Origin of the sequence: Shewanella sp. DAU305, assembly GCF_026802235.1 — a bacterium.
Classification (GTDB): Bacteria; Pseudomonadota; Gammaproteobacteria; order Enterobacterales; family Shewanellaceae; genus Shewanella; species Shewanella baltica.
On the sequence record NZ_CP113808.1, the window covers coordinates 2,249,907 to 2,264,448 of the forward strand.

Below are 14,542 nucleotides of genomic sequence, written 5' to 3' on the forward strand. Positions count from 1 at the left end.
CTACTGCACTTGTTGTGCCAATGTTGTAAACCGCAATCAAATTGAGATTTAAATGATTAATTAATGTTACTTTGGGTGTTTGGCTTTATCATGTCTTCTTGGAGTAGCAGGGTAAACTCGGTCTCTTTTATAGCCTTACTAAAGATATAGCCTTGGATCTCTTCACAGTTAAGTGCTCGTAAAATGTTTAATTGCGCAGTCTGTTCTACTCCTTCACCCACAACAGAAAGCCCCATGTTATGGGCGATAGTGATAATAGAATCGACCATTTTGAGATCGCGATCAGACTTATCAATATCGTCAACAAAAGCTTTATCAATTTTTAAAGTATGAATCGGGAAACGTTTTAAGTATGAAAGGGACGAGTACCCAGTGCCGAAATCATCGAGTGCCAAACTAACGCCCATTTTAGCCAGTTGCTGCATGACAATAATCGCCGTTTCCGGCTGCTTAATGACAGTACCTTCTGTTATTTCTAATTCAAGGTGACAAGCGGGGAGTTTGGTGAGTCTTAAAATTGACTCTATTCGTTGCTGGATATCGGGGAGAGCAAATTGACGTGACGATAAATTGACGGCGACTCTGCCGCTGAATATTCCTTGTTCACGCCATTTCTGTGCTGCGAAACAGGCTTTGCGTAAGACGATTTCACCAATTTCAACAATTAAGCCGTTTTCCTCAGCAAGTGGAATAAAATCATTTGGGGGTATCAAACCATGTATTGGATGATTTAATCTGACCAAAGCCTCCATGCCTGCAATTTTACCACGCTTAAGATCAACCTTAGGCTGATAATAAACTTCAAATAGATCATCTTTTAAGCCTTCACGGATAAGATTCTCTATTTCTAACTGCCTAATCGCATGCTGATTTAATGACTCTGAATAAAACTGATAGCAATTACCTCCCGCTGACTTAGCATGGTACATGGCAATATCTGCTTTCCTCAGTAATGCTTGCTCGCTTTGCTCATCTTCTGGGAATAGCACTATACCAATACTTAATCCTAGGACTAGTTGCTCATTACTCACTTCAAAAGCGGGTTTTAACCCTTCGATAATACGGTTAGCGATGGCAGCACTGGCGCTTATATCTGAGTTTTTATCTAATACAATGGCGAATTCATCTCCGCCTAGACGGTAAATACTGGTATTTTTAGGAAGTAAGGACTTAATGCGGGCAGCAACGAGCTTTAATAATGTATCTCCAATCTGGTGACCTAATGAATCATTAATACGCTTAAAATTATCAAGGTCAAGCACCATTAGCGCATGAGCTATTTCTCGATTCACTAAGTTACTTAAGGTCACTTGTAAGTTGGAGCGATTAGGTAGTCCGGTTAAAAGATCATTATTGGTTAGTTTTCTAAGTTCTTCTTCTTGCTGTTTCCGTCTCGAAATATCCGAAAAAACCCCGACATAGTGTGACAATTCGCCTAACTCATCATAGATAGCATCGATAGTGAGCTCCATGTGGAAGTGACTTTTATCTCCTCTTGCGGCTTCTACTTCATTTGCCCAGCGACCTTGTTGTTTCAACATGGTCCTGATTTGGGTGGAGAAGGTTTCAGGATATAAATCAAATGTGAGTAAGTTACCAATAAAATCAGTTCGGTTACGTAATGAAATCTTACAGCAAGCTTCATTAACTTCGACAAAACGGTATTCGCTGTCGAGGATAAACATGCCTTCCGAAATATTTTCAATAGCCTTTTCAAAGAGTTTTAGTTGCTCTTCTTTTTGTTTAAATTGACTAATATTCTTAATCGTTCCAGTCATTCGCAGGGCATTATCTTTTTCATCACGTTCTACAATTTTGGCGCGGTCTAGGATCCATACCCAATTGTCGTCTTTACCTTTTACTCGGTATGCGGCTTCAAAATGATCTGTTTCACCATAAAAATGCTTATTGAGCGCTTCTCGAACACGCTCTTGATCCATTGGATGTATATTGCTCTCTTCATCTGATTTACCAGAACGGTGTCCATCACGGGGAAATTCAAGTGCTCCCCAGATATTTGAGCGGAAAATGTTGCCAGTTTCTATATCCCAGTCCCACATTTCATCACCACTTCCCCATAATGATAATTTTAATCGTTCTTCACTGAGTACAATCTGTCTTTGTGTTTCTCTACGACGTAATATGGCTTTTGTCACAAGGTAGGAAATAAATAATACAATAGCAGCATAAATAGATTTTGCTTGAAATGATGACCACCAAGGAGGTGTTATAATGACAGTAAGCTCTTTTGTTGCTGCTTTTTCACCGGAAAGTGAATTAACAGCATAAACTTGAAAAGTATAATTTCCTGGAGATAGGTTTGTATATGTTGCTGAGTTTGTTCCATTTGCAGGTATCCATATATCAGAAAGACCGAACATTCTATAGTAGTAGTTAGTTGATGAGTCGTCTGACATGGGAGATATAAAGTTGAACGAAAATGGATAGTCAGAGTATTTCAATGATATTTCATTAGATGCTGCGATTGATTGTGCTAGATAGTTGCTTTCTTGATTTTGAACTATATTAAATACTAAGAAATCTGATATTTCTGTTTTATTTACCTTGCTTTTCTTTACATAACTTACAACATCTTTAGGTGATACTAGACTAATCCCACTAATCCCCGCAAGTAGAGTGTTACCATTTATATTGATACCATTGGGAGCGTTGTACTCATATTGACTCCCATTTGATGTTTTTAAGATATAAGATACTTTACTGTTTTTTTCAAAAATAATGACTTCACTTAGTGATGAGGCTGTTATAAAACCATCATTATCTACAATGGCGTAGATCTCTTTATTGTTAGAGAGTATTCTCGAAATTTTTTTATTGGTATCATTATAAAGCATCAGTGATGTTGATGTTCCAAAGTAAATGCCATTATCACTTTTTTCGATGCTGTAAGTTATTTCATTGCTTAAGCTTTCTAATAACCCATTTTCATATTTTTTTAGTCCATCTTGTCCAGCTATATATATTAGGTTGTCAGATGTTAACTCTACGTCAAAAATTGGCTCATTCTTTTTTGTATCAATGCTGTTAGTAATTTCACCATTTTTGATGATTAAAACTTTACCGTCAGGTGTGCCAGCAGCAATTGTCAAGCTATTTTCATTAATAGAGAGTGATGATATTATATTTTTGCTAATCAACTTGGATGAATCATCTTTCTGTAAAAACAACCCTGTATTAGTACCAAAATAAAGCCCATCGTCACTTAGAACTGCGTATTTGTATCCTTGAGTATGAGTGTTGAAACTTTTTATTAGGTTTAGATTTTCATCAAAAAGTTTTATTTTTTCAGCGTCAGATGAAACCAGAAAACCTTTAGTATTTTTTGTAAGATGCCATGTGCTATCTGTCGTCAAGTTGGTTTTTTGCACTAAATTATTTACTTTTTTAACAATAGTGATGCCTTGATCAATACTTCCTAATATAAACATATCTTCGGTTGCAAAAAATGAAGACGTTTTGTCAGGTCTATCTGGAGATAAAAGTCCAATAGTAGTGTTGTTGGAAATATCAACAATATTTTCATTTGTGAAGCCATATATGTTTTTTTTGTATTTTGTAAGTAATGAAAACGCTCGATTATCGACTTTTACTATTTCATTGCCTTCGTATTCATATAATCCATCACTGAATGATATTAGCATTGTCGTGTCATTCTTTTGCTCGAAATCCATTGTTTTTCGAGCTATCTCTTTTAACTCACTCCCGCTTAGTTCAAATAATGTACCTGCATAGTCTCTTATATAATAATCGTCGCCTACTTTTATCGTTTTTTTAATTTCACTTAGGCCTTTCTTTGACAGTTCATAAGTTTGCTCTTTGTTACTTATATCAATAATTGCTTTGTTGGTTCCAACAATTAAACTCTTATCACTTGAGTTGAGGCTCCAGACTGGGGAGTCATTTACCGATAGGCCATAATGAGAAAATGATTCTTGCAGTTTATCATATACGACTAGACCACTATCGGTTCCAACATATAACACGCCTTGTTCATCAATGAGTAAACTTCTGATAAAAGAACTGGGAAGGCCTGTTCTGGCATCATTAGCATAAAAATGCTTAAAGTTTTTCCCATCAAATCGATTAAGTCCATTAAATGTTCCAATCCATAGATAGCCATCATGGTCCTGGACTATAGACGTAACAGTGCTTTGGGAAAGTCCTTGTGGGACACCAAAAGATTGTGATTGGAGAATAATTGGAGATTTATCAGAAAAGGGAGATGCGTTTACGTCTTCGAATGCATGCAAGCCAAAGAAAGCGAGCAAGACGATTTTAAAGAGTGCTTTAGGCATAGTGTTTATTCTTATTATCCGAGGATGCCATGAAACAATTGTGTTACATCACTTTTCCAGAAAGTGAGGGCTTTGTCAAAGCGGAGGCGGCTAAAAATCCTTTTAACAGCATGTAGATGCAGCAAAATTGTCCGCAGTAGAAGGGGTAGAACATGGACTCGCCATGTTTTACATTAGTATTACGCCCAACCGTGATAGATACAACTATAGTTGGGGCAATTTGTAGCGGTTTTGTTTGTTTGTCCAACTTTGTGAACAAATGTGTGTGTAAAAGTGTTTTTGTTTAGAAATTAAACTTCTCTGCCGTTTGCTTAAACGTTTTGAGATCTGTGATCATCTTTTCTGACAGCAACGCCGCTTGGGTTCTGTGCTGTTCACCCGTGCTAAATAAGACTAAGCGGTCACTGTGTTTGGTGCGCATTTTACGCATCATGAATTTGAGTAAATCAGTGCGGGTGAGCTTAGTGATTTCGTCTACAACGAGCTCCCTTTGGTTAAATTGATAATCTCTGTTGCCGACACTGACCCAATATCGTTGGCTGCGAGTTTTGAGGTTCGCATCGTGCTCCATGATCTGACTAATAAGACCGACCTTAGTGCTTTCCCATTCTTCGTTGGTGATTTGCATCACGGCGTAATTAAAGTCGGCAATAAACTCATCTATCGCCTCTAATAAATGCAGTGGTCCAGTCGTAGGTGATTGGATATAAAAAATGAGTCCTGGATGGCGATTGAGCGGCAGATAACCTGTGCCAACCATGTAGCCTAACTGTTTTTCAGTTCGCAGTTCATGGAAGAAGGTGGACGACATAGTGTGATTTAGTAAGCTAAACAGTGCCATTTTTTCTGGCGTTGCTACTGCGGATTGGTAATACACAATGATCGCGCTATCTTGATGATCTATTGCAAGTTCTCTAAGTAAGGTGCCTTGACCCGTTAAATTGACTAATTCTCTGGTGGACTCTGCGCTTGGCGTCGAAACCAAGGATAAAATGTGCTCTAAGCGTTTACCGAGAGCTTGCGCTTCAGAGACTAACCAATCCCCATAAACTAATCCTTCAAGATAGATCTTCTCGTAAAAGGCGCGTACATGGTTATGCAAATCTTCAAGGCTTATGTCTTCGAGCATTTGAGCCATGCGGGCAGGCTCATAACTGCTTTTTTGTAGCGTGACAGTGAGGCTAGTAAACAATTGTGAAATAGGTTTAGCCTGCGCTAGATTCTGCCAACTGCGCAGTAGTTGAGATTTAATCAGGGCAAAACGTTCTTCAGTAAAATTACGCTCTCTGGCTTTGTGGATTAACAAGGCTAACAGGGTTTCTTGATTACCGGTAAAGCCCGATAAATGCAGGGTAATGCCACCTTGATGCGGATAAATATTGTAGCTTAAGCCCGCAACTTCGGCCTGATAGGTTGGTTCTGTCAGATAATCGAGCAGCATTTCAACATACAGGCGGGTGAGGGCGGCATGTTTTGGTGTTTTACTTGCCTGCTCTGAGTCCAGCGACAAATACATGTGGCCTTTGGGCACATTAAACTCATCGTCTTTCTTGTGCCAAATACGGTATCCCGTCGATTCTGCAACGATCACTGGCACCTCGACATCGCTCTTATCTGGTCGAGGAATGGAGTCAGCGACGATAAATGGGTTTGCAGCAGGTAATTGTAATTCTGGGCGAATACTGCTCACTTGCCAACGAACGAGGGACGGAGGTGCAATAGGGCGCACTTTATAGGGTGTGTGATACCAGTTGGCTTTACGATCCGTTTTAACCGATTGCGCGATAAGCTGCAGACGCATATTGTGGGGCGTCATTAGCTCGAGTAGGGCTATGGTTTCTGGAATATCCAGCCCATCCATTCGATAGTCACCAAAGACCAAATCTTCGACTTCATAATGATGCATATTGATGCTGAGGTGGCTGGCCAAATCGAGTGATTTAACTTGCTCTTGGTAGCGAAATGCCATTTTGAGCAGGTTTGCGCGCTCTAAATAACGCCATTCATCTAAACCTTGGGTTTTGATGAGCTCAATATACTCAAAACAGCAGCTGATAATCTCATCAAGATTCGCCAGTCCCTTATCGGTTAACTGTAAACCGATACAGTAATCTTTGAAGTTATAACCATTTACGCCGCCGCCCGCGGACAAGTTATTCACCAGTCCCTGCTCTTTAAGATAGGACAACAGGCTGCCATGGCTCTCATTACCTAAAATATGGCTGATATAAGTCAAAGGCTTACGTTTGTAGTAGTGGTCAATGCCAGGGAAATTAAAGCTGATGCTTAAGCGTTTTTGCTCCTTAAGCGGCACGATATCAATTTGGGTTAACAGCTCATTTTCTGAAAACAGCGGCACTTGAGGATAGTTTTTCACTAAGTTCAAGTTTTGGATCCCACTAAAATAATGGCAGGCTAAATCTTCTAATTCGTCGAGGGAAAGCGGCGCGACTAAGCACAAGGTCATTAAGTTGGCGCTGTAGTGGCTTTGATAGAAATCGAGTAATTCGCTACGTACCTGTGCTTGCTCTCCGCCTAAGGTGACTAAGTTACCAACTGAAAATTTTGAGAAAGGATGCAGTGGATTAACTGTCTCTTTGAGCACTTGATAGGTACGGCGAATATCGTCTTTCAGTTTTAAACTAAATTCAGATTCAATGGCTTGGCGCTCTCTGTCGACCAGTTCTAAGTCAAATTTAGGTGCAATAAAAAATTGGCTGAATCTGTCTAAGGAGTCGGCAAACACTTCTTCATTGATGGTGAAAAAGAAGTTAGTGTGCTCTGTGCCCGTCCAAGCATTATTGCTGCCGCCATGTTGGTTGATAAAGGCATGGTACTCGCCTGAGTCGGGAAATTTTTCGGTACCAAGAAAGAGCATATGCTCTAAAAAGTGCGCCATGCCGGGTCTATCTGCGGGATCATCAAAATGACCCACGCCTACAGCCATAGATGCGGCCGCTTGGCTGGCATCTTGATCTTCAACCAATAACACCCTAAGCGCATTATCTAACACAAGATAACGATACTGGCGGTGATCGTTTGGACTTTTATAAATGGACTGAGAGGCTTGCAAAGAGACACTCCGATAACGATAGCTTGTTATATATTGATAGTCTTAATGGTTTTTAGCAAATATCTCTTGTGTTTATCGACTAAAGATTAAGTCTTACAAGGTTTGTTGAAATGGATTTTAGGGCTACAATTGGGATAAAACAAAAACAAGTTAGAGTCGCGAGAGAAGTATGCAGCTATTTTTGATGAGACATGGTGACGCCGGATTTAATGCTCAGTCTGATAGAGACAGAACACTGACCGATGTTGGAAGGCACCATACTGTGTTGATGAGCAACTGGTTGGCTCGCAGTGTGACTGATTTCGATCTTGTTTTGGTGAGTCCTTACTTACGTGCACAGCAAACTTGGCAGGAGCTGAGTCAGCATTTTCCTGAGCCGCGTAAGTGGTTAGTCGCTGATGATCTTGTTCCTTCTGGCGATCCCGCCAATGTAGCCGCGTTAGTTGTAGCCTACGCTGAGTTATACAAGGCGGATAAAGTGCTAGTGATTGCTCACATGCCGTTATTGGGCTATTTAGTCAGTGAGTTAGTTGCTGGCGTTGAGCCGCCGTTATTTGCCACTTCGGGCATTACACTCATTGATAAACATGCCGAGCAAGCCTCAATCGTGTGGCAGCACGCACCCCACAGCATTAGCTAGTCTTGATTTATATCCCTTTTACAAACGAAACGGCCCACTGAATGTGGGCCGTTTGTTTTCGGTAAACGTAGAAAACTCGCTAAACCTCTAAATCTGAAACGTTAATGTTTAAAGTCGATAGCGAGTTAACGTCTATGCGGCTGCTCACCAATATCAATCAGCACTAATAACGCCGCATCGCCGCCCCATTCTTTAGGTGCTTGATGGAAAGCCTTCACCATAGGATGCTGCACTAACCACATGGGGACTTGTTGTTTCAATATGCCACTGCCGTAGCCGTGCATAATGCAGCAACACAGGCTTTGCTGTTTAACGCAGGCTTGGATCAGTGCCGCTAGTTCAAGTTTGGCTTCCGATTGGCGATAGCCGTGCAAATCCAGCAGCAAATCTGGCTGGTAATCTCCACGTCGCAGGCGTTTGAGTTCTAGGCTATCAACCCCTTCCTCTAACCAACGCATCGGTCCTTGTACTGGCAGTAGTGGCTGATAAGTATCTGAGAAATAACTGTTAGCATGCAGTTGCTGCTCTTTCAGTTCTATTTCCTGTTTGGTTTTTAAGGGCGTGCGAAAGTGTCGCTTATTTTGCGTGATGGGTTTAATACCATCGATAAGCGCTGAGAACATCGCCAAGCCTTCTTTGTCGTCGTCTTTATTCATGGCGGGTATTCTATTGAATCCTATGGTTTCTGAATAGAGTTCAGTTACAATGTTCGCGAACAAACTAGCGGGAGCACGTTTTGGATAAGATCTTTGTAGATGAAGCTGTGACAGAATTACGCACTATTGGCGATATGTTACGTTGGGCCGTGAGCCGTTTTAACGACGCCAATGTGTATTATGGTCATGGTACTGATAATGCGTGGGATGAAGCCATCGCCTTAGTTTTCCATGCTTTACACTTACCCGAAGAAATCGGCCAGCAAGTGATTTTAAGCAACTTGACCAGCAGTGAAAAGCATAAAATTGTCGAGTTGATTATTCGCCGTGTCAGAGAGCGCCTACCTGTGCCTTATCTGACCAACAAAGCGCGTTTTGCCGGACTTGAATTTTACGTTGATGAGCGCGTGTTAGTGCCACGTTCACCGATTGCTGAAATGATCGCCAACCGTTTTAGCCCTTGGTTATACGGCAAACCGGTAACGCGTATTTTAGATTTATGTACTGGCAGCGCTTGTATCGCCATTGCTTGCGCCTACGAATTTGAAGACGCCGAAGTTGACGCGCTGGACATCAGCGAAGATGCATTAGATGTGGCGCAAATCAATATCGAAACCTTAGGTGTGATGGACCGAGTATTCCCGATGCAATCGGATTTGTTCTCGGCAATCCCAGAAGGTCCACAGTATGATTTGATTGTTTCAAACCCACCTTATGTGGATGCTGAAGACATTGGCGACATGCCAGATGAATATCATCATGAGCCAGCCATCGGTTTAGCCTCTGGTCGCGACGGCTTAGATTTAACCAAACGCATACTGGCCAATGCCGCGCAATACCTCACGCCAACGGGTTTACTCGTAGTTGAAGTCGGTAATTCTATGGTGCATTTGATTGAGCAATTCCCAGAAGTGCCATTCACTTGGATTAACTTTGAAAATGGCGGCGATGGCGTATTTGTATTGACCCGCGATCAACTGGTCGAAAATCAGTCAGTGTTCGGCATTTATCGCGACGCAGAATAACCTAAGATAGCAAATTAGGTTGAGACTTTTCCCGCTGCCAGTTAGGCTTGCAGCGGGAAAATAAATTGTCCAGTGGTCGCTGGACACGGAGCGATGAAAAAATAACCTAAGGTGTACAAAGCGGATGTCTGGAAACAGTATTGGTCAAAATTTTGTAGTGACGACGTTTGGTGAGAGTCACGGTGTTGCACTGGGTTGCATTATTGATGGTTGCCCACCAGGGCTTGAATTAACTGAAGCCGATATGCAGCATGATCTTGACCGCCGTCGCCCAGGGACATCCCGATATACCACGGCCCGCCGTGAGCCAGACGAAGTGCGGATTTTATCCGGCGTTTTCGAAGGTAAAACCACGGGTACCTCAATTGGACTCTTGATCGAAAATACCGATCAACGCAGTCAAGATTACTCTAATATCAAAGATTTATTCCGCCCTGGACACGCCGATTATACCTACCAGCAAAAGTACGGTATGCGTGATTACCGTGGTGGTGGCCGCTCGTCTGCCCGTGAAACCGCGATGCGCGTTGCGGCGGGTGCTGTGGCTAAAAAGTATTTGAAGCAAGTTCACGGTATCGAGATCTATGGGTTTATGTCCCAGCTAGGTCCTATTTGTGCGCAGACTATTGATCTTGACCAAATTGAGCAAAATGCCTTTTTCTTCCCCGATGCCAGCAAGCTTGAAGCGCTTGATGAATACATGCGTGAGCTGAAAAAATCCGGTGACTCCATTGGCGCGAAAATCTCCGTTATCGCGACAGGTGTGCCAGTGGGTTTAGGTGAGCCAGTATTTGATCGATTGGATGCCGATATTGCCCACGCGCTGATGGGCATCAATGCCGTCAAAGGCGTTGAGATTGGTGATGGTTTTGGTGTCGTGACTCAAAAGGGCTCCGAAGGTCGTGACTTAATGTCACCTCAAGGCTTTGAATCTAACCATGCGGGCGGTGTGCTCGGTGGAATTTCATCGGGCCAGCCGATCATTGCCCATATTGCCTTAAAACCCACATCAAGCATTAGTGTGCCGGGCCAAAGTATGACGGCGCAGGGTGAAATGGCCGAAGTTGTCACTAAAGGTCGTCACGATCCCTGTGTTGGGATCCGCGCTGTACCGATTGCCGAAGCTATGCTTGCTATTGTGTTGATGGATCACTTGCTAAGACACAGAGCGCAAAATCAGGATGTACGCAGTCACACGCCCGTGCTTGGTATGCGATAGGCGCATGAAATAGGGGTATGAGATAGGCGCATGTGATAGATGGTATGCGATAACGATACAACAAGTGGCATGAGATAAAGGGAATGCGTTAATGTCAACTTCTTCCAGCACAAGCCGGCAATTACGCTGGCTTTGTGCCTGCTATTTTTTCTTCTTTTCTATTCTTGGTACTATGGTCCCTTATCTTGGGGTCTTCTTCGAAAATCGCGGTTTTAATCCTCAAGAAATTGGCTTTTTACTCGCCATCCTGATGGCGACGCGTATCGTTGCCCCGAATGTGTGGGCCAAAGTGGCTGACCGTACTGGGATGCGTGCTGAGCTGATAAAAATGGGCGCGGGAGCCGCCGCTCTGGCGTATTTGAGTTTCTTCTACCATGGCGGTTTTGTGTATATGGCGCTGAGTCTGGCCCTCTATACCTTCTTTTGGAACGCAATCCTTGCCCAGCTTGAAGTGATCACTTTAGAAACCTTAGGCGAGAATGCCAGCCGCTACGGTCAAATTCGCAGTTGGGGCAGTGTCGGTTATATCTGTCTGGTTGTCGGTGCGGGCTTTGCGATTGGTCTGTGGGGCACTGAAGTGCTGCCTTATATTGGTTTCTCATTATTTATTGGTATGTTAGCCAGTGCGTTGCCATTACCAGCAAATCGCTTAGTGCGTGACACCAGTCAAGTGCGGCCGCCATTACAATGGAATCGGGCAATTATTTGGTTCTTACTCTCGGCGATGTTGCTGCAAATGAGCGCAGGGCCTTTCTACGGTTTTTTCGTCTTATATTTAAAACAAGCGGGTTACTCAGAATCTTCAGCGGGGATATTTGTCGCCCTTGGTGCTATGGCCGAAATCGTGATGTTTATGTTCGCGCCGCGTTTACTCGGTCGCTATGGTGTTAATACCCTATTGATTGTCAGCATCGGTATGACTTGCTTGCGTTGGTTGTTGGTCGCCTTTGGGGTGGATAGCGTATTGTGGCTTGGTTTTAGTCAATTATTGCATGCCTTTACCTTTGGCTTAACTCACGCGGCATCGATTCAATTTGTGCACAGGCATTTCGATGCGAGTCACAGAAGCCAAGGTCAAGCCCTATACGCCAGCTTAAGTTTTGGGGTTGGCGGCGCGCTCGGCACTTGGATTTGCGGCTATATTTGGGGCGATGGTAGCGGGGCAGTTTGGTCTTGGGTGTTTGCTGCTGGATGCGCCTTTGCCGCTATGCTGGCGGTATTCTTTATTCCTAGGGATAAACCTGGCGTTGCCGCCCATGTGGCCTAATAATGTCAATCTAGCAATATCAATCACGATTAAAAGCATCTATTAAGATACTAAAATATAAAGATAAAATACCAAGATTGCGTTAAGTGAGGTAAAAGGTGATTCGGTTTCGTTTAGGGTTAGTGATCAATCCATTGGCTGGCTTAGGTGGCAGTGTTGGCCTTAAGGGCAGCGATGGCGTTGCGCAAGAGGCGCTCGCATTAGGCGCCGAACCCAAAGCCGCTTTGCGTATGATGCAGGCACTTGAGGTTATCCGTGATTATGCTGATGACATCGAGGTTATTACCGCCTCAGGAATCATGGGGGGGGACGCCGCTAAGTCACTGGGTTTTACCACGCGAGTGGTGTATCAAACCCCGGATAAAACTCAGGCACTGGATACACAGGCCGTTGTGCGCGCGCTGCTGGATGAACCGCTGGATTTACTGCTTTTTGCCGGTGGTGACGGCACTGCCCGCGACGTTTATTCCGTGTTTGAGCAAGCCACTATCGATGACAAATTACCCGTGCTTGGCGTGCCCGCTGGCGTGAAAATTCATTCCGGCGTTTACGGTATTACGCCCCATGCCTCTGGCATGGTGGTTAAAATGTTGCTCGATGGTGAGCTCGTCAGTTTGATGTCTGCCGATGTGATGGATATTGACGAAGTGGCTTTTCGCCAAGGCACAGTGCGCGCCAAACGATTTGGTGAGCTTTTAGTGCCCGCAGAGCCGCGTTATGTGCAAGCGGTGAAGATGGGCGGCAAGGAAGTCGATGAACTCGTGCTGGCCGATATCGCCGCCGATGTGATCAATCAAATGGAAGATGAGCTGTACATCATGGGCTCTGGCAGTACGGTTGCCTTTGTGATGGAAGAGTTAGCTCTCGATAATACGCTGCTCGGTGTTGATCTTATTCAAGATAAAAACCTTGTTGGTAGTGACTTAACCGCGAATGAATTACTTGAACTGACCCAAGATAAGCCGACTAAGTTGGTGATCACTCTGATTGGCGGCCAAGGCCATATCTTAGGACGCGGCAATCAACAGTTGTCGCCTGAGCTCATTCGGCGCATCGGAAAAGACAATATTATTATCCTCGCCACAAAAACTAAGCTAAAAGCACTTGATGGACGACCACTAATTGTGGATAGTGGCGACCCTAAATTAGATAGCGAGCTTGGCGGCTATTATAAAGTGACGACGGGCTACCATGATTACGTCATGTATCAGGTGGCCAATCCAGATTTATTGGTCGCTGCAGATGTGTCGGCCAATCCAGTATTAATGGAGAGTTAGACCCAATGTTAGAGCATTACGAAGACGCATTAGAACAGTGGATCGCCAGTGTAGTCAGCCATGGTGATGACGATGCTTTGTTTGCCTGTGGCTATTTACAGGGTCATGTCGCCGTTGTGTTATCGCAACTTGAAGCGCAGGGTGCAACCGACCTCGATGCCCTGATGTCGAAAATGACCGACTGTTTAGCGCTTGCGCGCCAAGAATTAAATGATGCCGATTATGCCTTGGTCGAACAGGCATGGGCACAGCTGCATGCAAGGATTGTAGGCGAATTTGATGTTGCCTAGCGTTATGCCTATGACTGACAACGAGCAAGTGACTAATACTGCAGTGACTAGTACCGAAGTAACGAGTGCAGAAATGCCGAGTGCTGAATTAGCCAGTGAGCAAAAGCTCGATGCCAGCGCAGTATTTATCGGTTTAGTGAATCCTAAAACGCCCGTTAATGTCGGCGGTATTATGCGCGCATCGGGTTGTTATGGCGTTGACGGCGTATTTTATACCGGCAGGCGCTACGAGTTAGCCGCGCGTTCGGGTGCTGTGCAATACCATGTCGATACTAAGGATGCTGGAGAGCGCATTCCGCTCACGGGTGTGACTTCATTACTCGCCTCGATTCCGGCGGACACTAAGCTCATCTGCGTGGATTTAGTGGTTGGCGCGACGCCGCTGCCGGATTTTGTCCATCCCGCGAAAGCCTTTTATGTGTTTGGTCCTGAAGATGGCACCATTGGCCAAGAGATTATCGATAAAGCCGATGCCGTAGTGTATGTGCCTACGGTCGGGTGTATGAATCTTGCCGCATCAGTCAATGTGTTGTTATACGACAGATTGGCGAAATCTCACCGTGAGGCTGCAAGCCTGACATCGAGCCCAGTCCCCAGTCTTAGCGGCGATGCGCTTATTCGTCAGAGCCGCGATAACAACAATCGTACTCGAGTGAAAGTGCCCAGAGCGCCGCGAAAACCTCGACATGTTAAATCCAGTAGTGTTGAGCCTAGCTGCAGTGACAACGCAATAGTTATCACAGCCGCTTAAGTGGTTTACAGAAAACATTTAAAAAAGG

10 protein-coding genes are annotated in these 14,542 nt (G+C 44.0%); 7 read left to right on the forward strand and 3 right to left on the reverse strand.

The window, feature by feature from the left end; genetic code table 11:
• Window positions 1–56 precede the first annotated feature (56 nt).
• Together OX890_RS09650 and OX890_RS09655 are read right to left on the reverse strand one after the other, a co-directional pair.
• Window positions 57–4,316, reverse strand: a complete 4,260-nt coding sequence (locus OX890_RS09650; protein WP_268650515.1) for an EAL domain-containing protein — start codon at window positions 4,314–4,316, stop codon at window positions 57–59.
• Window positions 4,317–4,599: 283 nt separating this feature from the next.
• Window positions 4,600–7,389: an insulinase family protein gene (locus tag OX890_RS09655; protein WP_268650516.1), complete on the reverse strand. Its 2,790-nt coding sequence runs from the start codon at window positions 7,387–7,389 to the stop codon at window positions 4,600–4,602.
• Window positions 7,390–7,558: 169 nt separating this feature from the next.
• Between OX890_RS09655 and sixA the strand changes: the two genes are divergently transcribed.
• On the forward strand, window positions 7,559–8,029 hold the full coding sequence (gene sixA, locus OX890_RS09660; RefSeq protein WP_006082236.1) for a phosphohistidine phosphatase SixA: 471 nt from the start codon (window positions 7,559–7,561) through the stop codon (window positions 8,027–8,029).
• A 125-nt stretch (window positions 8,030–8,154) separates the two neighbouring features.
• On the opposite strand, the gene smrB is transcribed toward sixA, so the two are convergent.
• Window positions 8,155–8,685 carry an endonuclease SmrB gene (gene smrB / locus OX890_RS09665; RefSeq protein WP_006082235.1) on the reverse strand — a complete coding sequence of 177 codons (531 nt, stop codon included), beginning with the start codon at window positions 8,683–8,685 and terminating at the stop codon, window positions 8,155–8,157.
• 80 nt (window positions 8,686–8,765) lie between these two features.
• Between smrB and prmB the strand changes: the two genes are divergently transcribed.
• The 6 genes from prmB (at window position 8,766) to OX890_RS09695 (ending at window position 14,514) form a co-directional block, all read left to right on the forward strand.
• On the forward strand, window positions 8,766–9,710 hold the full coding sequence (gene prmB, locus OX890_RS09670; RefSeq protein ID WP_006082234.1) for a 50S ribosomal protein L3 N(5)-glutamine methyltransferase: 945 nt from the start codon (window positions 8,766–8,768) through the stop codon (window positions 9,708–9,710).
• 124 nt (window positions 9,711–9,834) lie between these two features.
• Window positions 9,835–10,929 (forward strand): chorismate synthase, encoded by a 1,095-nt coding sequence (aroC, locus tag OX890_RS09675; protein ID WP_006082233.1) that lies wholly within the window; start codon window positions 9,835–9,837, stop codon window positions 10,927–10,929.
• Window positions 10,930–11,020: 91 nt separating this feature from the next.
• The gene (locus tag OX890_RS09680) at window positions 11,021–12,196 is read left to right on the forward strand and encodes an MFS transporter (protein ID WP_063884756.1); all 1,176 of its coding nucleotides are present in this window, start codon (window positions 11,021–11,023) and stop codon (window positions 12,194–12,196) included.
• Between the two features lie 98 nt (window positions 12,197–12,294).
• Window positions 12,295–13,473, forward strand: a complete 1,179-nt coding sequence (locus OX890_RS09685) for an ATP-NAD kinase family protein (protein ID WP_268650517.1) — start codon at window positions 12,295–12,297, stop codon at window positions 13,471–13,473.
• A gap of 5 nt (window positions 13,474–13,478) precedes the next feature.
• Window positions 13,479–13,763 (forward strand): YfcL family protein, encoded by a 285-nt coding sequence (locus OX890_RS09690; protein WP_268650518.1) that lies wholly within the window; start codon window positions 13,479–13,481, stop codon window positions 13,761–13,763.
• Complete coding sequence (locus tag OX890_RS09695) at window positions 13,753–14,514, forward strand: RNA methyltransferase (protein WP_268650519.1); 762 nt, start codon at window positions 13,753–13,755, stop codon at window positions 14,512–14,514. Before OX890_RS09690 ends, OX890_RS09695 begins: the two co-directional genes overlap by 11 nt.
• Window positions 14,515–14,542: the final 28 nt, after the last annotated feature.

Excerpts from the sequence above, each read along its gene's own strand:
- OX890_RS09650 (WP_268650515.1), bottom strand. The coding sequence starts at position 4,316 with ATGCCTAAAGCACTCTTTAAAATCGTCTTGCTCGCTTTCTTTGGCTTG.
- sixA (WP_006082236.1), top strand. The coding sequence starts at position 7,559 with ATGCAGCTATTTTTGATGAGACATGGTGACGCCGGATTTAATGCTCAG.
- smrB (WP_006082235.1), bottom strand. The coding sequence starts at position 8,685 with ATGAATAAAGACGACGACAAAGAAGGCTTGGCGATGTTCTCAGCGCTT.
- aroC (WP_006082233.1), top strand. The coding sequence starts at position 9,835 with ATGTCTGGAAACAGTATTGGTCAAAATTTTGTAGTGACGACGTTTGGT.
- OX890_RS09680 (WP_063884756.1), top strand. The coding sequence starts at position 11,021 with ATGTCAACTTCTTCCAGCACAAGCCGGCAATTACGCTGGCTTTGTGCC.
- OX890_RS09690 (WP_268650518.1), top strand. The coding sequence starts at position 13,479 with ATGTTAGAGCATTACGAAGACGCATTAGAACAGTGGATCGCCAGTGTA.
- OX890_RS09695 (WP_268650519.1), top strand. The coding sequence starts at position 13,753 with ATGTTGCCTAGCGTTATGCCTATGACTGACAACGAGCAAGTGACTAAT.